The organism is Bradyrhizobium sp. USDA 4461 (genome assembly GCF_054055655.1).
Genome location: NZ_JBSRXM010000001.1, coordinates 6,559,353 through 6,580,143, shown reverse-complemented (window position 1 = coordinate 6,580,143; position 20,791 = coordinate 6,559,353). Strand labels below are relative to the sequence as shown.

Annotated in this window: 19 protein-coding genes and 1 tRNA gene; 13 read left to right on the top strand and 7 right to left on the bottom strand. The window is 64.9% G+C overall.

Features of this window, described 5'->3' with window-relative positions; all coding sequences use genetic code 11:
* Positions 1-15 precede the first annotated feature (15 nt).
* Positions 16-606: a glutathione binding-like protein gene (locus tag ACVINW_RS30925; protein WP_456754762.1), complete on the top strand. Its 591-nt coding sequence runs from the start codon at positions 16-18 to the stop codon at positions 604-606.
* A 271-nt stretch (positions 607-877) separates the two neighbouring features.
* Here ACVINW_RS30925 and ACVINW_RS30920 read toward each other — a convergent pair.
* Positions 878-967 (bottom strand) — tRNA-Ser (locus tag ACVINW_RS30920).
* A gap of 123 nt (positions 968-1,090) precedes the next feature.
* Here ACVINW_RS30920 and ACVINW_RS30915 point away from each other — a divergent pair.
* The gene (locus tag ACVINW_RS30915; protein WP_456754761.1) at positions 1,091-1,522 is read left to right on the top strand and encodes an arsenate-mycothiol transferase ArsC; all 432 of its coding nucleotides are present in this window, start codon (positions 1,091-1,093) and stop codon (positions 1,520-1,522) included.
* Here the strand turns inward: ACVINW_RS30915 and ACVINW_RS30910 are convergent.
* Positions 1,511-1,945 (bottom strand): NUDIX domain-containing protein, encoded by a 435-nt coding sequence (locus tag ACVINW_RS30910; protein ID WP_456754760.1) that lies wholly within the window; start codon positions 1,943-1,945, stop codon positions 1,511-1,513. The genes ACVINW_RS30915 and ACVINW_RS30910 overlap by 12 nt on opposite strands.
* 864 nt (positions 1,946-2,809) lie before the next feature.
* On the opposite strand from ACVINW_RS30910, the gene ACVINW_RS30905 reads away from it, so the two are divergent.
* A complete protein-coding gene (locus ACVINW_RS30905; RefSeq protein WP_456754759.1) occupies positions 2,810-3,739 on the top strand; it encodes a septal ring lytic transglycosylase RlpA family protein in 930 nt (309 codons plus the stop codon).
* Positions 3,740-3,757: 18 nt separating this feature from the next.
* On the opposite strand, the gene ACVINW_RS30900 is transcribed toward ACVINW_RS30905, so the two are convergent.
* On the bottom strand, positions 3,758-4,693 hold the full coding sequence (locus ACVINW_RS30900; RefSeq protein WP_456754758.1) for an alpha/beta fold hydrolase: 936 nt from the start codon (positions 4,691-4,693) through the stop codon (positions 3,758-3,760).
* A 162-nt stretch (positions 4,694-4,855) separates the two neighbouring features.
* On the opposite strand from ACVINW_RS30900, the gene ACVINW_RS30895 reads away from it, so the two are divergent.
* From ACVINW_RS30895 to ACVINW_RS30870, 6 genes are all read left to right on the top strand, one after another.
* On the top strand, positions 4,856-6,115 hold the full coding sequence (locus ACVINW_RS30895) for a D-alanyl-D-alanine carboxypeptidase family protein (protein ID WP_456754757.1): 1,260 nt from the start codon (positions 4,856-4,858) through the stop codon (positions 6,113-6,115).
* A gap of 1 nt (position 6,116) precedes the next feature.
* On the top strand, positions 6,117-6,803 hold the full coding sequence (gene tmk / locus ACVINW_RS30890; RefSeq protein ID WP_456754756.1) for a dTMP kinase: 687 nt from the start codon (positions 6,117-6,119) through the stop codon (positions 6,801-6,803).
* Positions 6,800-7,840 (top strand): DNA polymerase III subunit delta', encoded by a 1,041-nt coding sequence (locus tag ACVINW_RS30885; protein ID WP_456754755.1) that lies wholly within the window; start codon positions 6,800-6,802, stop codon positions 7,838-7,840. The genes tmk and ACVINW_RS30885 overlap by 4 nt, the downstream gene beginning before the upstream one ends.
* Positions 7,841-7,926: 86 nt before the next feature.
* Positions 7,927-9,900, top strand: a complete 1,974-nt coding sequence (gene metG / locus ACVINW_RS30880; protein ID WP_456754754.1) for a methionine--tRNA ligase — start codon at positions 7,927-7,929, stop codon at positions 9,898-9,900.
* Between the two features lie 14 nt (positions 9,901-9,914).
* A complete protein-coding gene (locus ACVINW_RS30875; RefSeq protein ID WP_456756539.1) occupies positions 9,915-10,706 on the top strand; it encodes a TatD family hydrolase in 792 nt (263 codons plus the stop codon).
* Positions 10,703-11,509 carry an MBL fold metallo-hydrolase gene (locus ACVINW_RS30870; protein WP_456754753.1) on the top strand — a complete coding sequence of 269 codons (807 nt, stop codon included), beginning with the start codon at positions 10,703-10,705 and terminating at the stop codon, positions 11,507-11,509. The genes ACVINW_RS30875 and ACVINW_RS30870 overlap by 4 nt, the downstream gene beginning before the upstream one ends.
* Before the next feature lie 184 nt (positions 11,510-11,693).
* Here ACVINW_RS30870 and ACVINW_RS30865 read toward each other — a convergent pair whose 3' ends face one another.
* The 4 genes from ACVINW_RS30865 to ACVINW_RS30850 form a co-directional block, all read right to left on the bottom strand.
* Positions 11,694-13,343: an acyl-CoA synthetase gene (locus ACVINW_RS30865; protein ID WP_456754752.1), complete on the bottom strand. Its 1,650-nt coding sequence runs from the start codon at positions 13,341-13,343 to the stop codon at positions 11,694-11,696.
* Between the two features lie 24 nt (positions 13,344-13,367).
* Positions 13,368-15,254 carry a TRAP transporter large permease gene (locus ACVINW_RS30860; RefSeq protein WP_456754751.1) on the bottom strand — a complete coding sequence of 629 codons (1,887 nt, stop codon included), beginning with the start codon at positions 15,252-15,254 and terminating at the stop codon, positions 13,368-13,370.
* A gap of 37 nt (positions 15,255-15,291) precedes the next feature.
* Positions 15,292-16,311: a TRAP transporter substrate-binding protein gene (locus ACVINW_RS30855; RefSeq protein WP_456754750.1), complete on the bottom strand. Its 1,020-nt coding sequence runs from the start codon at positions 16,309-16,311 to the stop codon at positions 15,292-15,294.
* 406 nt (positions 16,312-16,717) lie between these two features.
* Positions 16,718-17,278, bottom strand: coding sequence for a phosphatase PAP2 family protein (locus ACVINW_RS30850; protein WP_456754749.1), 561 nt, complete (start codon positions 17,276-17,278; stop codon positions 16,718-16,720).
* 313 nt (positions 17,279-17,591) lie between these two features.
* Here ACVINW_RS30850 and ACVINW_RS30845 point away from each other — a divergent pair, with 313 nt between their 5' ends.
* The 4 genes from ACVINW_RS30845 (at position 17,592) to ACVINW_RS30830 (ending at position 20,686) form a co-directional block, all read left to right on the top strand.
* Positions 17,592-18,839: a DUF763 domain-containing protein gene (locus ACVINW_RS30845; RefSeq protein WP_456754748.1), complete on the top strand. Its 1,248-nt coding sequence runs from the start codon at positions 17,592-17,594 to the stop codon at positions 18,837-18,839.
* 184 nt (positions 18,840-19,023) lie between these two features.
* Positions 19,024-19,653, top strand: a complete 630-nt coding sequence (gene nthA, locus ACVINW_RS30840) for a nitrile hydratase subunit alpha (RefSeq protein ID WP_456754747.1) — start codon at positions 19,024-19,026, stop codon at positions 19,651-19,653.
* A complete protein-coding gene (gene nthB, locus ACVINW_RS30835) occupies positions 19,650-20,309 on the top strand; it encodes a nitrile hydratase subunit beta (protein WP_456754746.1) in 660 nt (219 codons plus the stop codon). The genes nthA and nthB overlap by 4 nt, the downstream gene beginning before the upstream one ends.
* The gene (locus tag ACVINW_RS30830) at positions 20,309-20,686 is read left to right on the top strand and encodes a nitrile hydratase accessory protein (protein ID WP_456754745.1); all 378 of its coding nucleotides are present in this window, start codon (positions 20,309-20,311) and stop codon (positions 20,684-20,686) included. The genes nthB and ACVINW_RS30830 overlap by 1 nt, the downstream gene beginning before the upstream one ends.
* The last annotated feature ends 105 nt before the right edge of the window (positions 20,687-20,791 follow it).

The window sequence follows — 20,791 nt, the reverse complement described above, 5'->3', positions numbered from 1 at the left end:
ACTACGGAGAGCCTTATGATCCTCTATTACGCGCCCGGCGCGTGCAGCCAGGCCAGCCACATCGCGCTGATCGAGGCCGGCCTGCCTCACAAACTTGTTCGCGTTGGTCGCGACAAGCAGACGGAAGAAGGCCGTGACTTCCGGAAGATCAACCCCAAGGGCTATACGCCTGCGCTCGAACTCGACGATGGGACGATCCTGACCGAGAACCTCGTCATTCTTGCCTACATCGCGCAACTGACCGGCAAACTCCTGCCGCTGGATGGCCTCGTCCGCTGGCGCGCGCTGGAAGCCACTGAATTCATGACAACCGAGATCCACGTCAACTTCAGGCCATACTTCTTCGACGCGCCGCACGCAGAGAAGGACAAGGCCCGGCAGATGCTGGACAGGCGCTTCACGACGATCGCGGAGCAACTCGGCGACAAGCGATTCCTGGTGAGCGATCAGATCACGATCGCCGATCTCTATCTGTTCGTGATGCTGTCGTGGGCCGCCATGTTCGGGGTCGAAGTGCCGGAACGGCTCGGCAGCTATCTTGGGCGGATGAGGAAGATGCCCTCGGTCGTCAAGGCGCTCACCGAGGAAGGGCTGGCCGCCACCTGAATAGCAGGGCTTTTACTCTGTCCAATGAGTTACGACCGGAGTATCCGCCGCATAGGGCGGCCATTGCGGCGTAACTTCCGGCGGAGAACGACAACGAATGGTCTCCCCACGCCATGGATATCTAAATTTGCGCCACAGCTTCCATACGGATGCGATCAACAGACGTTCGCCGCGCCCCGTCGAACGCTTCCTGGTCATCCATCGTCAAGCGACGTTTTTGCCCGGGGATCGCCCGCACCCGAGAAACAGTTCAACAAGATCAAAGGGACGGTGGCGGAAGGGGTGGGATTCGAACCCACGGTACCCTTGCGGGCACGCCGGTTTTCAAGACCGGTGCCTTAAACCACTCGGCCACCCTTCCGGATCGATCGGATCAGGCCCTTACCGTAGGGCGGCGCCGAACGCAACGCGAACTTGGCAGGAACGCCGCTGTCGGATAGGTCGTTCGCTCGGTTCACCGGCAGCCAACAGACTGAATTTGAATATGAAGCGCGTCCTGTTCCTTTGCACCGGCAATTACTATCGAAGCCGCTACGCGGAAGAGCTGTTCAACCATCTCGCCAAGACCAAGCGTCTGGCATGGCACGCATCCTCCAGGGGTGCGGCTGAGCGAGGCTCGCCCGACAATGTCGGGCCGATGTCGGTCTTCACCGATGACCGCCTTCGCGCGGAGGGCATCGTTCCGGAGGGCGCAACGCGCTATCCGCAGCCCTGCACATTGGCCGATTTCGACGGTGCCGACCTGGTGATCGCGCTCAAGGAGGCAGAGCACCGTCCGCTGATCGAGCGCCGGTTCCCCGAAGTCGCGGGCAGGGTGACGTATTGGCACGTGGACGATATCGACGTCGCCCATCCGGCGGTCGCGCTGGCCATGCTCGACGATCTCGTCCGCGAGCTGGTGTCGTCACTCGGATAAATCACGCTTCAGGAAGATCGCCAGCGCATACGCCGCGGGGCGCGCGAGCAGGTCGCTGATCCGTTCGAGCTCGTCGACGGCGACGATCTCGAGGCGGCCTTCGGTCACGTTCAGCTGCTCGACAGGCACGTCGCGGGCGAGGAACACCTCGCCGCGCAGGGTGCCGCCTGGCGTCACATGATCCGGTCCGGAATACCGCCCGATCAGCTCAAACCGCTCGGGCGGCAGATAATAGCCAATCTCCTCATGAATCTCGCGAACGACGCATTCCAGGAAGCTCTCGGCACCTTCGCGCCGGCCGCCAAACAGGCTGATCTTTCCGCGATCGGAGACGTGGGGAAGATCGTCACGCCGCTGCAACAGGAGCCGGCCATCCGTGCTGATGAGGAGAGCGGATGTTCCCTCTCTGACCGCGCCGGTCATCCGTCAGTCCGCTCCCTACCAGTGTGCAGCGTGCACGAGGAGTGAGTCCGGGCGAAGACAGCGCAGCCACTGTGCCGACGAGGCAAGGCAAGCGTCTGCGATTGCATCGCTACGTGCATGCTTTAGCCGGTATACGGAGATTTCAGGATTGGCGCCGACCATGGGTCGGCGAGGGATGCCTGTCGTGGCGCAGGCGCGGATCGCACCCAGGGTGTCGCGCGTTCAGCCGAATGCGAACGCCAGCAGGCTGGAGCACAGCAGCACGAGGCTTGCTGCGGTCAGGGTCAGAAATCCGTCGGAGACCAAATCGTGATTACGCATGATACACCTGCTTTCAACCGATGCTCATCCGAATTGATTAAAGCTTTCCGAACATTCGCTCCTGGAAAGAGGTGACGCGTCTTTCCGCCTTTCAACGGACCGTCAGGCCCGGTACCGATAGCCTTCCACGGCATGCGCCAAGAAGATCGCCGCACTCACCAGGCCCATCACCGCTGTAACCGTCTCGATCATCGCAAACTTCCTTTGCGCCCCACGCGGAGGAGAAAACGATTGCAGCCTTGCACAGTCAAAAAGATTCAATTGTCGGAATCCAAGATGCCCCCCGACTGATGATTTGCTGCAACAGTGTGTCTGATAGCGGGACAGGCGAGGGCGTTTTGCATGGCCGAGGGTCAGTAGAACGACGGAGGGGACGCAACAGACCATTCACCAAGACGCCACCGCCGGGCAGCTCTCCCCATTTCCGCCGTGTTCCAGTTGCGATATCTTCACCATCCGGTGCGGAGGTGGGCCGCACAGTGACAGAATCGTTCTCCGCGCCTCGGAGTAGGCGCGGGTCCGGCAGAATGGTACTTGGGGCAGATGGGGACTAGACGGCCAGATTCGATGATCCGGACGGCGCGCAGCGCCGCTGCGGTGGCGACGTGCCTCGTCCTCGCCAATTGCGCCAACTCAAACCTCGCCAGCCGGATCGATCCCAAATACGGCGTATCGTCGAGCCCGCGCGTCGTGGCGCTGGGTGACCCCGTGCCGAAGGGCGGCGGCACCTACCGCGTCGGCAAGCCCTATGTCGTCGCCGGCCGCACCTATGTGCCGGAGGAGAACGAGAATTACCGCGCCGAAGGTATGGCGTCCTGGTACGGCGATGATTTCCACGGCCGCCTGACCGCCAATGGCGAGGTGTTCGACATGGGCTCGCTGACCGCCGCCCATCCGACCTTGCCGATGCCGAGCTACGCGCGGGTCACCAACCTCAGCAACGGCCGATCGCTCATCGTCCGCGTCAACGATCGCGGCCCCTACCACGGCAACCGCCTCATCGACGTCTCGAACAAAGCCGCCGAACTGCTTGATTTCAAAGGCAATGGCGTCGCCCGCGTCCGGGTCGAATATGTCGGCCGGGCGCCGCTGGAGGGGTCGGACGACCGCCAGCTGATGGCGACCCTGCGCACCGGCACGCCGGCGCCGTCACCGTCGATGGTCCGGGTCGCCTCGGCCCGGCCATTCATCCCGGAAGTGTCGTCTTCGGCCGGCCGGATCCGCGGCGATGTCCCGCTGCCCGAAGGGCGGCCCTACAGCCTCGGCAACACCCAGGCCGACTACGCCTCGGTGAACGCGACCTCCGAAATGTCGGCCTCGAGCCGGTCGCACCGCCGCGTCGCGAACAATCAGCGCGAAGTCTCCTACGAGGGTGACCCGCGCTATGCCGCAGCTCCGAGCCCGGCGGCCGCCTATGTGCCGATCGACGCGCGTGGGCCCGCCGAAGTCCTCAGCGGGCGCGGCCTCTACTGAATCAGATACTTCCTCTGATCACTTCAGAAACGCGATCAGCGCCGCGTTGACCTCGCCGGGGCGCTCCTGCTGGATCCAGTGGCCGGCGCCCTCGATGATGAGCTTCTGCTTGAGGTTCGGCAGCACGCGCTCCATGTCCGCAACCCGCTTGGCGCCGATCAGCCCGGTGATGACAGAATCGTTCGAGCCGGCGATGAACAACGACGGCTGATGGATCTGCGCGTCCTGCCAAGGCGCGGTCAGCTCCCAGTTGCGGTCGAGATTGCGGTACCAGTTCAGGCCGCCGCGGAATCCGGACTGCCGGTAGCCGTCGGCGAATTCGGCGATGTCGGCCTCGGTGATCCAAGCCGGCAGCGGCATTCCGGTCGGCAGCTTGCCGAGGAAGCCCTTGGCCTCGTCGACGAACATTGAGCTCGGATCGGAGACGCCGCGCCCGAGCACCAGCCGCATGGTGTGGGCGATGTCGCGCTCGAACTCAGCCTCGGCGACGCCCGGTGGCTGGAAGTACTGCCAATAGAAATTCGTGATTCCGCTCTCCCGCAGGGTTTCCAGCGGGCGGCCGCGACCACGGAATGGCGGCGGCACGCTGAGGCCGGCGACCTTGGTGAAGATGTCCGGACGGAATAGGGCTGCGTGCCAGGCGACCGGCGCGCCCCAATCATGGCCGACGACCATCGCCTGCTTCTCGCCGAGCGCAGCGACAAGTGCGACCATGTCGCCGACGGTATCGAAGATCGTGTAGGCGCCGACATCAGCCGGGGCGCTGGTCCGGCCGAAGCCGCGCATGTCGGGCGCGACGACCCGGAAGCCCGCAGCGGCAAGTGCCGCGATTTGGTGCCGCCAGGAATAGGACAGTTCCGGCCAGCCGTGGCAGAGCACGACCAGCGGGCCTTGGCCTGCCTCGCGCACGAACAAGTCGATGCCGTTGGCGGAAATGGTGCGGGAGGATGACATTCGCGTTTCCGCCTTGTTTGCTGGTTCTGCTGTCGCTAGCTGGTTCCAAGGATACGGACGTTCAATGCCGCCGGCAATCCAGCCGGCCGTGCACAAGCGCAGAAACCTCAGTTGTTTGCGATACTTCCAGCTGTTAGAACGCAGTCTTTCAGGACATCGCCGATGCCAGCCCCAACCGCAGTTCCCCGCACGTTACTAGCTCGCGCCGGGCGGCACTGGCGCGGCCTGGTCGCGGCCGCCGTCGCGCTGGCGATCGGCTGCGGCGGGGTGGCCTACGCGGCCAACAACAGCGTCCAGGGCGCCAAGAAGGAAGAGGGCGGGTTCGACGGCGATGCGCCGACCGCGATCCTGGTCGAGGCCTCCTCGGGCAGCGTGCTGTTCGAGAAGAACGCCGACGAGCTGCGCGCGCCCTCCAGCATGATGAAGCTGATGACCGCCGAGGTGGTGTTCGACGCCATCAAGAAGGGCGACATCAAGCTCACGGACGAATACCGGATCAGCGAGAACGCCTGGCGGCGCGGCGGGGCGCCGTCCGGGACCTCGACCATGTTCGCGGCCATCAACAGCAAGGTCTCGGTCGACGACCTCCTGCATGGCGCGATCATCCCGAGCGGCAATGACGCCTGCATCGCGCTCGCCGAAGGCATTGCCGGCAACGAGCATACGTTTGCGACCGACTTCATGACCAAGCGCGCCCGCGAGCTCGGCATGACCAAGTCGACCTTCGGCAATTCCAACGGGCTGCCTGATCCCGCCAACAAGATGACGGTGCGGGAACTCGCGGTGCTGGCGCGGCACATCATCCTGACCTATCCGGACCGGTACAAGCTGTTCGGCGAGAAGGAATTCACCTGGAACAAGATCCGCCAGCAGAACCGCAATCCGCTGCTGAATGCGTTGCCCGGCGCCGACGGCCTGAAGACCGGCTACACCAAGGAAGGCGGCTACGGCATGGTCGGCTCGGCGGTGCAGAACGACACGCGGCTGATCGTGGTGGTCAATGGCCTCGAGGATTCCGAGGACCGCGCGACCGAAGCCAAGAAGATGCTGGAATGGGGGTTTCGCAGCTTCGAGACCCGGGTCCTGATCGCGGCCAATCAGCCGGTCGGCTACGCCCGCGTGTTCGGCGGCGAGAGCCGATCGGTCAAGCTGGTGAGTCCCGATCCGATCAAGGTGATGGTGTCGAAGAACGGCAACGACAAGCTGCTCGCGCGCGTCATCTATAGCGGCCCGGTCAAGGCGCCGATCACGGCCGGCCAGAAGATCGGCGTGGTGCGCGTGTGGCGCGGCGCCAATGTCGCGATGGAGACGCCGGTCTACGCGGCGGATGCGGTCGGCACGGGATCGACGATGCGCCGTGCGCTGGACGGTGCCCAGGAGCTGGTGATCGGCATGTTCCGCGCAGGAGTCGAGAAGCTCTGACATGGCGGACGCGGCACTCCAACGGCCGAGCTTGCGCGGTCGCTTCATCACCTTTGAGGGCGGCGAGGGGTCCGGGAAATCGACCCAGATCCGCAAGCTCGCCGAACGGCTCGATACCGCCAAGCTGCGTGTGATCGTGACCCGCGAGCCGGGCGGCTCGCCGGGCGCGGAGATCATCCGTCACCTCGTGCTGTCGGGAATGGGCAAGCTGCTCGGGCCCGAAGCCGAGACGCTGCTGTTTGCCGCCGCGCGCGACGACCATGTCCGCACCGTGATCCTGCCGGCGCTGAACCAGGGCATCTGGGTGCTGTGCGATCGCTTCTTCGATTCCACCCGCGCCTATCAGGGCCAGCTTGGGCAGGTGCCGCCAGGTCTCGTCAATGCCATGCAGCGCGTCACCATCGGCGATCTCAAGCCCGATCTGACCTTCATCCTCGACGTGCCGGTCGAGGTTGGTTTGCAACGCGCCGCCGCGCGCCGCGGCAACGCCACGGCCGACCGCTTCGAGGCCGAGGGCATCAAGTTCCATCAGGATTTGCGCGAGGCCTACCGCCGGATCGCGGCCGAGGACCCGGAGCGCTGCATCCTGATCGACGCCACGCCCGATCCGGACACCGTCACGGCCACGATATGGGCCGCGCTGCGCGAGCATCTGCGCGCAACGCTCACCGCGGACAGTCCCGCATGAGCGCGCGCAAGGTCGAACAGGAGAGCCCGGCTCGGCATCCGCGCGAAACCTCCGATCTGTTCGGGCATCGTGAGGCAGAGAGCACCTTGCTCGATGCCTATCGCAGCGGACGGATTCCGCATGCCTGGCTGATCGGCGGCGCGCAGGGGATCGGCAAGGCGACGCTGGCCTACCGCATGGCGCGGTTCGTGCTGGCGTTTCGCAATCCGCGATCGTCCCAGGTGCAGGCCGCGCCGACGCTGCGGGTCGATCCCACAGATCCGGTAGCGCGGCAGATCACGGCCGGTGCCCATGGCGGGCTGCTGGTGCTGGAGCGCGGCCTCAACGACCGCGGCGTGATGCGCACGGTGATCACGGTCGACGAGACGCGGGAGACCATCTCGTTCTTCGGCTCGACTGCCGCGGTCGACGGCTGGCGCGTCTGCATCGTCGACACCGTCGACGAGCTCAATCCGAACGCTGCGAACGCGCTGCTGAAGATCCTCGAGGAGCCGCCGCAGCGGTCGCTGTTTTTGCTGGTCAGCCACGCGCCGTCGCGGGTGCTGCCGACCATCCTGTCCCGTTGCCGCAAATTGCTGCTGCGGCCGCTGGAGGCCGGCGACGTGGTGCGCGCAGCTGCGGCCGCAATCGATATCGACGCTGCGGATCCGGCGCTGCTGGAAGCCGCGGCGGCCTCCGAGGGCAGCGTCGGGCGGGCGCTGTCGCTGCTCGGTGGCGATACGCTGAAGCTGCAGCAGCGCACGGCCGCGCTGCTCGCGACGTTGCCGAGCGTCGATCCGCGCGAGCTGCATGCACTGGGTGATGCGCTCGGCACCAGCGACCGCGTCGCGCTCGCCGCCTTCGTCGACGGCATCGATCGCTGGATGAGCGAGCGCATGCGCAGCGGCGACGTCAATGCCAACCTGCCGCGCCTTGCACGGCTGGCGGAGGTATGGGAAAAGATCGTCCGCGCCGCGCGCGATACCGAAGCCTACAATCTGGAGCGCAAGCCGCTGGTTTTCTCGGTGTTTTCGATGCTCGCGGACGCGACCCGGTAGACGCCAAGTCTGAAAACACCAGTCTAAAAGCAATCTGCCTGACAACACTCCCGACAATCTCGTTTCGATCTGCAAAGGATTCCGTGGTGGCGACCGCTAAGAAGAAATCGTCGAACAAGGCCAAGAAGACGAAGAAGGCATCGCCCGCCCGCGCGACCCGGAAAGCCGCGGCGAAGTCGCGCACGGCCAAGAAGGGCGGGCGCGTCACCAAGACGGCGAAGACGGCCGCCAAGGCCAAGACGGGAGCCAATACGACGGGAGCCAAGACGTCGGCAGCGAAGAAGGCTGCCAAGAAGGCCGTGAAGAAGGCTGCGAAGAAGACGGTCAAGAAAGCCGCCGCGAAGGCCACCAAGGCCGCGCCGAAGAAGGCCGCCGCAGCGGCTGTCGTACCGGCTGCAAAGAAGCCCGCTCCGCCGAAGAAAGCGCCGGCTGCCGAGAAGGCGTCGAGACCGTCAGCCGTCCGCGCGCCGAAGCCGCCCAAACCCGCCGCCGCGGCTCCTGTATCCGCGCCCGCCGCAGATCGCGGCAACGTCTACTATATCACCACCGCGATCGCCTATCCGAACGGCCAGCCGCATATCGGTCACGCCTATGAGGCGATCGCGACCGACGCGCTGGCGCGCTTCCAGCGGCTCGACGGCAAGGACGTGTTCTTCCTGACCGGCACCGACGAGCATGGTCAGAAGATGATCCAGACCGCGCAGGGCGAGGGGATGACGCCGCACGATCTCGCGACCCGCAATGCGGCGCGGTTCAAGGAGATGGACGAACGGCTCAACGTCTCGTTCGACCGCTTCATCCGAACCTCCGAACCTGCTCACCACAAATCGGTGCAGGAGATCTGGCGCCGCATGCAGGACAATGGCGACATCTATATCGACACCTATGCCGGCTGGTATTCGGTGCGCGACGAGGCCTACTACGCCGAGGATGAGACCACGGTCGGCGAGGACAATGTCCGCCGCGGCCCACAGGGCACGCCGGTCGAGTGGGTCGAGGAGAAGAGCTATTTCTTCAAGCTTTCGGCCTACCAGGACAGGCTGTTGCAGCTCTATGAGAGCCAGCCCGATTTCATCGGCCCGGACTCGCGCCGCAACGAGGTGATGAGCTTCGTGCGCGGCGGACTGAAGGATCTCTCGATCTCGCGCACGACGTTCGACTGGGGCGTCAAGGTCCCCAACGATCCCGAGCATGTGATGTATGTCTGGGTCGATGCGCTGACCAACTACATCACCGGCGTCGGCTATCCCGACGAGAGCGACAAGCGCTGGCGCTACTGGCCGGCCGATGTGCACATCATCGGCAAGGACATCATCCGCTTCCACGCGGTGTACTGGCCGGCGTTCCTGATGTCGGCCGGCATTCCCCTGCAGAAGCGGGTCTATGCGCACGGCTTCTTGTTCAGCAGGGGCGAGAAGATGTCGAAGTCGGTCGGCAACGTGGTCGATCCCTTCAATCTTGCCGACCAGTACGGCGTCGATCAGGTGCGCTACTTCTTCCTGCGCGAGGTGCCGTTCGGCCAGGACGGCAACTACAACCATGAAGCCATCGTCGCGCGCATCAATGCCGACCTCGCCAATGATTTCGGCAATCTGGCGCAGCGCTCGCTGTCGATGATCGCCAAGCAGCTCGGCGGCGTGCTGCCGGAGCCCGGCGAATTCACCGACAACGACAAGGCGATCCTGGCGCAGGCCGATGCCATGCTGGAGACGTCGCGGACCGCGATGGCGACGCAGCAGATCCATCAATGGCTCAACACGGTCTGGGCCGTGGTTGCCGAGGCCAACCGCTATTTTGCCGGCGAGGCGCCGTGGGCGCTGGCCAAGACCGATCCGGCGCGCCAGAAGACGGTGCTCTATGTCACCGCCGAAGTCGTGCGGCAGATCGCGATCATGGCGCAGGCCGTGATGCCGGAGTCCTGCGGCAAGATGCTCGACAGCCTCGGCATCCCGGCGGATGCGCGCAGCTTCGCGGCGATCGGGGAGCGGATCAAGCCGGGCACGGCGCTGCCGGCGCCTGTCGGCGTGTTCCCGCGCTACGTGGAACCGAAGACCGAATGAGCGGTTCGAAATTCATGCTGGTCGACAGTCACTGCCATCTGGATTTTCCTGATTTCGCCGACGATCTCGACGGGATCGTCGGCCGCGCCGAAGCGGCCGGCGTCGGCCGCATGGTTACGATTTCGACCCGCGTGAAGCGGCTCGGCGGCTTGCTCGCGATCACGGAGCGCTTTCCAGACGTCTACTGCTCGGTCGGCACCCATCCGCATCATGCCGATGAAGAGGACGGCATCCCGGCCAGCGAACTGATCGAACTCACCAGGCATCCGAAGGTCGTGGCGCTCGGCGAGGCGGGACTCGATTATTTCTACGAGCACGGCTCGCGCGAGGCGCAGGAACGCGGTTTTCGTGCGCACATCGCGGCTGCGCGTGAAACCGGCCTGCCGCTCGTCATTCACACAAGGGAGGCCGACGAGGATTGCGGCCGCATCCTGGAGGAGGAAGTCGCGAAGGGCCCGTTCAAGGCCATCCTGCACTGCTACACCGGCGGACGCGAGCTCGCGATGAAGGCGATCGCGCTCGGGCTTTCGATCTCGTTCACGGGCATCCTGACCTTCAAGAAGTCGGACACGCTGCGCGCGCTGGCCGCCGAGCTGCCGGCCGACCGCATCATGGTCGAGACCGACGCGCCGTATCTTGCGCCCGGCAAATTCCGCGGCAAGCGTAACGAGCCGTCCTACGTCGTCGAGGTCGCCCAGGTGCTCGCCGAAACCCGCGGCGTCTCCCTGGAGGAGATCTCGCGGCAGACAAGCGAAAACTTCTTCCGGCTGTTCTCCAAGGTGCCGGCGCCGAAGGTTGCTGCATGACGCTGACACTGACCATCCTGGGCTGCGGCTCATCCGCCGGCGTGCCGCGCCCGGCGCTCGGCTGGGGCGCCTGCGATCCCAACAATCCCAAAAATCGCCGTCGCCGCTGCTCGATCATGGCCGAGCGCACCATGGAGCACGGCACGACGCGGGTCGTGATCGACACCGCACCCGACCTGCGCGAGCAGCTGATCGACGCCAATGTCGAGCATATCGACGCGGTGTTCCTGACCCATGAACATGCCGACCAGACCCATGGCATCGACGATCTGCGCTCGGTCGTGCTGCACCAGCGCCGCCGCATCCCGGTCTACTTCAACCAGTCGACCGCCAAGGACATCATGGCCCGGTTCTCCTATTGCTTCATCTCGCCTGAAGGCAGCGACTATCCGCCGATCCTGACCCGGCATTCGATCGAGGCCGGCGAGAGCCATACGGTGCAGGGGAAGGGCGGTCCGCTGAAGCTTGAAGCCATCCTGGTGCAGCATGGCCGGATCCCGGCGCTCGGCTACCGGATCGGTGACGCCGCCTACACGCCCGATCTGCACGACATTCCCGAGGAGAGCTGGCCGGCGCTGCAAGGTCTTGAGCTCTGGATCGTCGACGGCCTGCGTTACGCGCAGCATCCCAGCCATTTCAGCGTTGCGGACGCGCTGTCGTGGATCGAGCGCTTCAAGCCGAAGCGCGCCGTCATCACCAACATGCATTCCGACCTCGACTACGAGGTGCTGCGGCAGAGCCTGCCGGCCGGTGTGATCCCGGCCTATGACGGCATGCGGCTGACGCTCGATCGGGCCGGCTGAAAATCCAGTTGATCCAGAGCGAGGCGCCACATACTCGCTGTCGTCCCTGCGAAAGCAGGGACCCATAACCACAGGGCATCGTTGTTGAAGTAAGCTGTCGCTCCAGCTTTGCAATACAATCGGCATTCGTGGTTATGGGTCCCGGGTCAAGCCCGGGACGACAGCGGGTATGTATGTGGCGCTGTTAGGCCGAGATCGCCTTGGCTGATCCGACCTGATTGCGCAGCAGGAATTTCTGGATCTTGCCGGTGGATGTCTTCGGGATCACGCCGAACACCACCGACTTCGGCGTCTTGAAGCCCGACATGTGCTCGCGGCAATAGGCGATGATCTCGGCCTCGGTCGCCTTGGCGCCGTCCTTCAGCTCGATGAAGGCGCAGGGCACTTCACCCCATTTCGGATCGGGCTTGGCGACGACAGCCGCGAACAGCACGGCCGGGTGCTTGTAGAGGATGTCCTCGACCTCGACGGACGAGACATTCTCGCCGCCGGAGATGATGATGTCCTTGGAGCGGTCCTTGATGATGACGTAGCCGTGCTCGTCGAGCACGCCGAGATCGCCGGTGTGAAACCAGCCGCCGGCGAAGGCCTCCTGCGTCGCCTTCTCGTTCTTCAGATAGCCCTTCATCACGATGTTGCCGCGGAACATGACCTCGCCGATGGTCTCGCCGTCGCGCGCCACCTCGCGCATGGTCTCGGGATCGAGCACCGTGACGCCTTCCTGCAATGGATAGGACACGCCCTGACGTCGCTTCAGCTGCGCGCGCGCATCCGCCGATAGCTCGTCCCAGCCGGGCTGCTCGGCACAGACGGAGGCGGGGCCGTAGACTTCGGTCAGTCCATAGACATGGGTCAGCTTGATGCCGATGCTTTCAGCCCCTTCGAGCACCGCAACCGGCGGCGCCGCACCCGCGATCAGGCCGACGACGGGCTTTGCCTTGCCGCTCTTTGGCGCATCGGGCGCATTGATCAGCGTGTTGTAGACGATCGGCGCGCCGCACATATGGGTGACGCCGTGCTTCGGGATCAATTCGAAGATCTTGGCCGGATCGACCTTGCGCAGGCAGACATTGACGCCGGCGGTCGCCGCAATGGTCCAGGGGAAGCACCAGCCGTTGCAGTGAAACATCGGCAGCGTCCAGAGATAGACCGGGTGCTGGCCGAGATTGCCGGCCAGGATGTTGCTGACGGCGTTGAGATAGGCGCCGCGGTGATGGGTCACCACGCCCTTTGGATTGCCCGTCGTGCCCGACGTATAGCTCAGCGCAATCGCGTTCCATTCGTCGGCCGGCGGCCGCTCCACGAAGGCCGGATCGCCCGCCGCAACCGCCGCCTCATATTCGATTTCGCCGATCCGCATGCCGCCGGCGAACGCCGCGTCGTCGACGTCGATCACGAACGGCTTTGCGCCCTTCATCAGCGTCAAGGCCTCAGCGATCACGCCGGAGAATTCGGGATCGACGAGGATGATCTTGGCGCCGCCGTGATCGAGCTGGAACGCGATCGACGCCGCGTCGAGCCGGATGTTGAGTGCATTCAGCACCGCGCCGGTCATCGGCACCGCAAAGTGCAGCTCGTTCATCGCCGGGATGTTCGGCAGCATCGCAGCGACGGTGTCGCCATGGCCGATGCCGTGGCCCGCGAGATAGGACGCGAACCGTTTGCAGCGTTCGTAGGTCGCTTTCCAGGTGATGCTGCGGCCTTCATAGACTGCGCTGAGATGGTCGGGATAAACAGCGGCCGAGCGCGCCAGGAAGCTCAGCGGCGTCAGCGGCACGTAATTGGCCGGCGTCTTGTCCAACCCGATCGAGTACTGGTTTTGAGCTGCACTCATGGCTCTATCCATCCGCAAGGTGCTTTACAGGAAACCGATCGATATCCAGGGGAAGATGGCAACGATGATCAGGCCGATCAACAGCGCCAGCATGTAGCCCCAGATCGGCCGGATACCCTCGGCCGGATCGACGCGCCCGATGGCACAGGCGGCATAATAGCCGACCCCGAACGGCGGCGCGAACAATCCGATGCCCATCGCCAGGATGATGATCATGGCGTAGTGCACCTCGTGGACGCCGACCTGGTGCGCAATCGGAAACAGCAGCGGCCCGAACAGCACGATCGCCGGAATGCCCTCGAGCACGCTGCCGAGGATCACGAAGGCCAGTATCGAGACCGCGATGAAGGTCGCTGACCCGCCGGGCAGCCCGGTCATCGCCGCCGCCAGCGCCCGCGAGAAGCCGGACTGGGTCAGGCCCCAGGCCATGCCGGTCGCGGTGCCGATGATGAACAGGATCGCGCCCGACAGGCACGCGGTGTCGATCAGCATCGGCACGAGCCGCCGCCAGTTGAACTTGCGGTAGATCAACAGGCCGATGACGAAGGCGTAGACGATGCCGATGGTCGAGACTTCGGTCGCGGTGGCGATGCCTTCGACCACGGCGTAGCGGATCACGAAGGGCAGGGCCAATGCGGGCAGGGCGAACACCAATGCCTTGCCGATCTCGCCGCCGGAGGCGCGCTGCACGTGGCTGAGATCCTCGCCGCGGTAGCGCCACCACACCAGCCCCGACAGGGTGATCGCCAGCACCACGCCCGGCAGCAGGCCGCCGGTGAACAGCGCCGAGATCGAGACGCCGGTCACCGAGCCGATCGTGATCAGCACGAGGCTCGGCGGAATGGTTTCGGTCTGCGCGCCGGTTGCGGCGAGCAGGGCGACCAGATCGCCCGGCTTGGCGCCGCGCTGCTTCATTTCGGGGAACAGCACCGGCGCGACGGCGGCCATGTCGGCGGCCTTCGATCCGGAGATGCCGGAGACCAGATACATGGCGCCGACCAGCACGTAATGCAGGCCGCCGCGGACATGTCCGAGCAGGCTCGCCAGGAACGCGACCATCGCGCGCGCCATGCCGGTCATCTCGATCAAGAGGCCGAGGAAGACGAATAGCGGCACCGACAGCAGGATCAGGTGGCTCATGCCCTCGTCCATCCGGCCGACCAGCACCATCAGCGGCGTCCGTGTCGTCAGCGCCAGATAGCCGAAGATCGCCATGCCGAAGGCAAAGCCGATCGGCACGCCGGCGAACACGCAGAAGCCGACCACACCGACGAAGAAGATGATCAAATTGAGATTGCCGAGCGGCCGCAGCATCGGCTGCGCCAGCCAGAACAGGCCGATCAGGACGACCACGGTCAGCGCCGCCAGCAGGAAGGTTTTGAAACTACCGACCCGCGCCAGCCGCAGCAGCGCGAACAGCCCCATCAGGCAGGTGCCGACCGGCAGCGCCGCCGCGCGCCAGGTGTTGGAGATCTGCAGCGCCGGCGTGGTGATGAAGCTTTCCTCGTAGGCGTATTCATAGGCCGGCCGCACGATCAGGATCAGGAACGCCAGCGCGGCGCAGGTCGCGACCACGTCGAGATAGGCCCACAGCCGCGGTCCGGCGCTCGCGACCAGCGCGGTCATTCGCATGTGCTCGCCGCGGCGGAACGCGACCGCCGAGCCCAGCATCGCGAGCCACAGGAACAGGATCGAGGCCAGTTCGTCGGACCAGATCAGCGGCGCATGCAGCACGTAGCGCGACACCACGCCGGCGAACAGGATCACGACCTCAGCGACGACCAGGATCGCCGCCGGGATTTCCACCAGCCATCCAAGCGCCGCCTCGATGGAACCGAGTACGGAGCGGCGGCGAGGGGGCTGCGACGCCGCCTCGCCGGCCACGGCCGGCGTCATCTCGACATGAGCCATAGCAAATCTCCCGCTGGCCAGCCTCCCGCTTGATCGATCAGGACAGCTTGCCGACGGACTTCTCGAGCAGATCCCAGGCCTTCTCGCCGTACTTGCCCTTCCACTCGGCGTAGAAGCCGGCGGCGCGCAGCTTGTCTCGGAACGGCCCGACCTGGGGCTGGTTGAACACGAGGCCCTTGCCCGTGAGCTCCTGCTTCACGGTGGCGTTGAGCTTCTCGGTGTCCTCGCGCTCCTTGACGGCGGCGGCGTTGACGTTCTTGGCGACGATGGTCTTGATATCGTCCGGCAGTGCCGCCCATGCTCTACGGTTCATCAGGAACCAGAAGCCGTCCCACATATGGTTGGTCATCGAGCAGTACTTCTGCACCTCGTACAGCTTCGCGGCCGAGATCAGCGCCAGCGGGTTCTCCTGGCCTTCGACGATCTTGGTCTGCAGCGCCGAATAGACCTCGCTGAAATTGATCGAGGCGGGCGAGGCATCGAACGCCTTGAACATCGAGGTCCACAACGGCGACACCGGCACGCGGATCTTGAAGCCCTTGAGATCGTCAGGACCCGTGATCGGCTTGGTCGACGACGTGGTCTGGCGGAAGCCGTTGTCCCAGATCTTCTCCATGACCTCGAGGCCGGCCTTGTTGATCTCGCCACGCACATAGGCGCCGAGCTCGCCGTCCATGGCCTTCCAGACCGTGGGATAGTCAGGGAATGCGAAACCGATGCCGTTGATCGAGGCGGCCGGCACCAGGGTCGCCAGGATCAGCCCGGACAGCGTGAAGAACTCGACGCCGCCGGAGCGCACCTGGCTCAACATGTCGGTGTCGGAACCGAGCTGGCTGTTCGGGAACACCTGGAGGTCAAACCGGCCATTGGTCTCGGTCTTGATCGCCGCCGCCATCTCCCGGGCGCGCGCCACGAACGGATGCGACTCCGGCAGGTTGTTGGCGAACTTGTAGGAGAACTCGGCCGACTGGGCGCGCGCGACATACGGCGCGCCAATTCCGCCCAGGACGGCGGAAGCGGCGGAGACCTTCAGCAGCGTGCGTCGTGAAAAGCTCATTGGGTTTGCTCCCTCGAGAGGCTTGTTGTTGTTCTGAGATGCCATCCTATACGGACCTGATGCTGTGGGGTCACCAGCGATCTCTGCACAGCTGGGGCTTATTGCAGCGTCCGTACGCCGCGGCAATATCGGCTTTCTGACGAGACGCGCCGGCGTCGACCGCTGCGCTGTCTGGGCGAGCCGAACCAATGACCGGGTCAAGCCGGGACGGCAGCCAAGCTGCGGTCTCGTGCGAAGATTTCCCACTAAACATCTGATCCAATTATAGATATAAATATTCCATAATATACCTTATGCGAATTTCGGATGTGGACGTGGCCACGACTGCCGGCGGCTATTCCATTGCTTCCCTATGGCTTGGCCTGATGGATGTTGTGACCCAGACCTGAGCTAACGACGCATCGCCTCAGACCTGATCGAGCCGCCCGTACCCTGTGACGCGCCGGATCAGCCGCTCGAGCACCACCCCGATCGCCGATCCCACGACGACGTCACTCGTCCAGTGCGCGAGCAACAGAACGCGGGTTGATATCAGGCAAGCGCCGAGCGCTCGGACCATTCCGCGCTCGCCCCGGGGAAGCTGGCTCGTTGCCGAACTGATGGCGCCGACCTGAATTGCATGGCCGGACGGAAACGAATCCTCAGTTTTGCCAGAGATTGGGACGCCGTGCAGATGACCACGAAGGGTGAGCCGGTCCGGCCGCTTCTGATTGAATACCGATTTGAGCAAGTGCGGAACCAGCGATGCGGCTAACGCCGTGACCAGAAGATGATCGCTCGCCAGACGCTGCGGCTCCGGCTTGCTCCGACACCATAGCCACCATCCAAGTGCCAGGGCGCAGACGACGTGCTCGTCCGCCGCCCATGTCAGCATCGAGGCGGCGCGTTCCGTTGGCGGGTTCGTGTTGCGCGAAATAAAGCCCGCAATGGCAATATCCGGCTGGGTCGGTCGGACCGTGATCGGCATGGATGCCCTTGCTTGAGGCGATGACGGCATCTTTCAAACGTTTTGCATTCGCCCCTGTTCCAATGCGCGGACGCGCCGGCGCTCGATCCGGGCCTGGTCTCCGCGACCCAGAGCGCATCAACGCTGAGGCGGCCTGAGGAGACACCCGGATGATCCGGCCGGGTCTCCGCAGGGTCGACAGCGGGGCGTTTGGCGATCACAATCCCCTCGCGGTCCTCGACGGATTGCCAGGAGTCGTCGAGGATCGTCGGCCTTGACTCACGGATGTCGTGTCGAGGCTCGATCGAAGGCATGACGCGAGGTTTGCAGATCGATGGCCCGACGTACCGGCAGCGCTGATCTGCCCCTCCATGGTGGACGCGTGCCGCCGTGGCTGGCGCAGCGCATGGCGACTCTGGGCGCGATCATCACCCAGGCCGTAGTCCATCATTACGGCCGTGACGCGTTTCTGCAGCGGCTCTCGCATCCGTTCTGGTTCCAGTCGTTCGGCGCCGTCATGGGCATGGACTGGCATTCGTCTGGAATCACCACGAGCGTCATCGGCGCGCTCAAGCGCGGGCTGGCGCCGATGCAGGACGAGCTCGGCATCTATGTCTGCGGCGGCCGCGGCAAGCATTCGCGGCGCACGCCGGACGAGCTGACGTCGCTGGGCGAGCGGACCGGCTTCGATGGCGTTGCCCTCACCCGCGCCAGCCGTCTGGTCGCCAAGGTCGACAGTGCCGCGGTCCAGGACGGGTTCGAGCTCTATCTGCATGGCTTCTTCGTCACGGCGGATGGCAAATGGACCGTGGTCCAGCAAGGCATGAGCGACAGCAAGCGTCAGGCGCGGCGCTATCATTGGCATTCCGAGGGCCTGCGCTGCTTTGTCGACGAGCCGCACAGCGCGATCGACGGCCCATCGCAGGGTGAGATCGTCAATCTGACCGACCACCGCGCCGAGGCCTCGCGCGAGGCCCAGCTCGATTTGCTCGCCGGGCTCGGTCCCGACGGCATCGCGCGGGAATATGCAGAGCTGACCGAGAAGGTAGAGGCGCAGGGCGATCTGTTGCACCTGATCATGCCCGCGCATCACGATGTGCGCTCCAGCGACGTCTTCATCCGTCGCCTGCACGGCACCCTCGCCGCCGCCGCGGAGTGCGGACCGCTGGACTTCCCCGAACTGCTGCTGACGCCTGGCGTCGGCGCCCGCACCGTGGAGTCGCTCGCGATGGTCGCCGAGGTGGTCCACGGGACACCATATCGTTTCCGCGATCCGGCGCGGTTCTCGCTCGCACATGGCGGCAAGGACCGTCATCCGTTTCCGGTGCCGATCAAGGTCTATGACGAGACCATCGGCGTGCTGAAATCGGCGGTGCAGCAGGCGAAGCTCGGCCGTGACGAGGAGTTGCAAGCGTTGAAGCGGCTGGATGATCAGGCCCGCAGGCTGGAACGCACGGCGACCGGTCCGTCCTTCGATGCCTTCGTGGCCAATGAGCGCGCGCGTTCGCCTGGCCTCGACGGACGCTCGGTGTTCGGCTGGGAGGCCGACCTCGCCGGTCGCGGCGGCATCACCAAACGCTAGAGCCGCGCTTGTCGACCGTGACACCCGTCTGCGTCGCCGCGGTCGAACCGCACCACGGCGATGCGCCCCTCCGGCCCGAGGCCCTTCTCGATCGTCACATCGTCAACCACGCATACCTCCCAGCTCGCATTGTTGTGTACGGCTTGCCTCGACATAGCACGGCGGTTTCGCCTATTCTGTGGGCATGAGCGAACATGATCATCACCACCACGATCACGACCATTCCGAATTGTCGGAGACCGAACTGCGCGTCCGTGCGCTGGAATCGATCCTGACCGAAAAGGGCTATGTCGAGTCTGCCGCGCTCGACGCCATCGTGCAGGCCTATGAGACCAAGATCGGCCCGCATAACGGCGCCCGGGTCGTCGCCAAGGCCTGGAGCGATCCCGCCTTCAAGAAGGCGCTGCTCGAGGACGCCTCCAAGGCGGTCGGCACGCTCGGCCATGTCAGCCGGGTCGGCGACCATCTGGTCGCGATCGAGAATACGCCTGGCCGCCACAACATGGTCGTCTGCACACTCTGCTCCTGTTACCCCTGGGAAATGCTCGGCCTGCCGCCGGTCTGGTACAAGGCCTCGCCCTACCGCTCGCGCGCGGTCAAGGATCCGCGCGGCGTGCTCGCCGATTTCGGCGTCAGCCTGCCCAAAGATACCGAAATTCGCGTGTGGGATTCGACCGCGGAGACGCGCTTCCTGGTGCTGCCGATGCGGCCCGCAGGCACCGAGGGCTGGAGCGAAGAGCAGCTCGCCGAACTCGTGACGCGCGACTCGATGATCGGCACCGGATTCCCGAAAACGCCGGGAGCCCCGTCGTGAACGGCGTCCACGACATGGGCGGCATGGACGGGTTTGGCAAGGTCGAGCCCGAACCGAACGAGCCGATGTTCCATGAGGAATGGGAATCGCGCGTGCTCGCGATGGTCCGCGCGATGGGCGCGGTCGGCGCCTTCAACATCGACACCTCCCGCTTCTATCGCGAGACCCTGCCCCCGCAGGTCTATCTGTCGAGCTCCTATTACAAGAAATGGTTCCTTGGGCTGGAAGCCCTGCTGCTCGACAAGGGCTACATCTCCAGGGACGACGTAGCATCCGGACATTCCGTTGCGCCGGCGAAAACGCTCAAGCACGGCACGTTCTCGATGGCCGACGTCGAGCGCATCATGGTGCGCGGCAAGTTCGGCCGCGCGGCGCCGGCCCCGGCGAAGTTCAAGGCCGGCGATCGGGTGCGGGCGAAGAACATCCACCCTGCCACGCACACGCGGCTGCCGCGCTATGTGCGCGGTCATGTCGGCATCGTCGAGCGCGATCATGGCTGCCACGTATTTCCCGATACGGCGGCCAATGACGCCGGCGAGCATCCGCAGTGGCTCTACACCGTCGTGTTCGATGGACGTGAGCTGTGGGGACCGGACTCCGATCCGACCATCAAGGTCTCGATCGACGCGTTCGAGCCGTATCTGGAGGCGGTGTGATGGATGCCGGCGCCGCCGCGCGCGCGACCAGCGCCGTCTCCAGCATCCCCCGCGATCAGGACGGCCCGGTGTTCCGCGCGCCCTGGGAAGCGCAGGCCTTCGCGATGGCGCTGACGCTGCATGATCGCGGCGTATTCACCTGGCCCGAATGGGCGGCTGCTCTCGCCGACCAGATCAAGCGCGCGCAGGCCGCCGGCGATCCCGACACCGGCGAGACCTATTACCAGCATTGGCTGGCAACCCTCGAGCATCTCGTCGCCGCCAAAGGCGTCACGACGCAAGAGACGCTGCATCGCTATCGCGATGCCTGGGACCACGCCGCCGACCGCACCCCGCACGGCCAACCGATCGTCCTGACGGCCGCGGATTTCGAGTAGCGGCGTTTTCCTCTCTCTTCCGTCATTCCGGGGCGCGCCTCTCGGCGCGAGCCCTCAGGTGCACAATTGCGCACCGGGAATGACGGATAAGTGGGACTGCTGCCG

Excerpts from the sequence above, each read along its gene's own strand:
- ACVINW_RS30925 (WP_456754762.1), top strand. The coding sequence starts at position 16 with ATGATCCTCTATTACGCGCCCGGCGCGTGCAGCCAGGCCAGCCACATC.
- ACVINW_RS30860 (WP_456754751.1), bottom strand. The coding sequence starts at position 15,254 with ATGGCTCATGTCGAGATGACGCCGGCCGTGGCCGGCGAGGCGGCGTCG.
- tmk (WP_456754756.1), top strand. The coding sequence starts at position 6,117 with ATGGCGGACGCGGCACTCCAACGGCCGAGCTTGCGCGGTCGCTTCATC.
- ACVINW_RS30885 (WP_456754755.1), top strand. The coding sequence starts at position 6,800 with ATGAGCGCGCGCAAGGTCGAACAGGAGAGCCCGGCTCGGCATCCGCGC.
- ACVINW_RS30865 (WP_456754752.1), bottom strand. The coding sequence starts at position 13,343 with ATGAGTGCAGCTCAAAACCAGTACTCGATCGGGTTGGACAAGACGCCG.
- ACVINW_RS30845 (WP_456754748.1), top strand. The coding sequence starts at position 17,592 with ATGGCCCGACGTACCGGCAGCGCTGATCTGCCCCTCCATGGTGGACGC.
- ACVINW_RS30900 (WP_456754758.1), bottom strand. The coding sequence starts at position 4,693 with ATGTCATCCTCCCGCACCATTTCCGCCAACGGCATCGACTTGTTCGTG.
- ACVINW_RS30895 (WP_456754757.1), top strand. The coding sequence starts at position 4,856 with ATGCCAGCCCCAACCGCAGTTCCCCGCACGTTACTAGCTCGCGCCGGG.
- nthA (WP_456754747.1), top strand. The coding sequence starts at position 19,024 with ATGAGCGAACATGATCATCACCACCACGATCACGACCATTCCGAATTG.
- ACVINW_RS30870 (WP_456754753.1), top strand. The coding sequence starts at position 10,703 with ATGACGCTGACACTGACCATCCTGGGCTGCGGCTCATCCGCCGGCGTG.
- ACVINW_RS30910 (WP_456754760.1), bottom strand. The coding sequence starts at position 1,945 with ATGACCGGCGCGGTCAGAGAGGGAACATCCGCTCTCCTCATCAGCACG.
- ACVINW_RS30915 (WP_456754761.1), top strand. The coding sequence starts at position 1,091 with ATGAAGCGCGTCCTGTTCCTTTGCACCGGCAATTACTATCGAAGCCGC.
- ACVINW_RS30855 (WP_456754750.1), bottom strand. The coding sequence starts at position 16,311 with ATGAGCTTTTCACGACGCACGCTGCTGAAGGTCTCCGCCGCTTCCGCC.
- ACVINW_RS30875 (WP_456756539.1), top strand. The coding sequence starts at position 9,915 with ATGCTGGTCGACAGTCACTGCCATCTGGATTTTCCTGATTTCGCCGAC.
- ACVINW_RS30830 (WP_456754745.1), top strand. The coding sequence starts at position 20,309 with ATGGATGCCGGCGCCGCCGCGCGCGCGACCAGCGCCGTCTCCAGCATC.
- ACVINW_RS30905 (WP_456754759.1), top strand. The coding sequence starts at position 2,810 with ATGGGGACTAGACGGCCAGATTCGATGATCCGGACGGCGCGCAGCGCC.
- ACVINW_RS30850 (WP_456754749.1), bottom strand. The coding sequence starts at position 17,278 with ATGCCGATCACGGTCCGACCGACCCAGCCGGATATTGCCATTGCGGGC.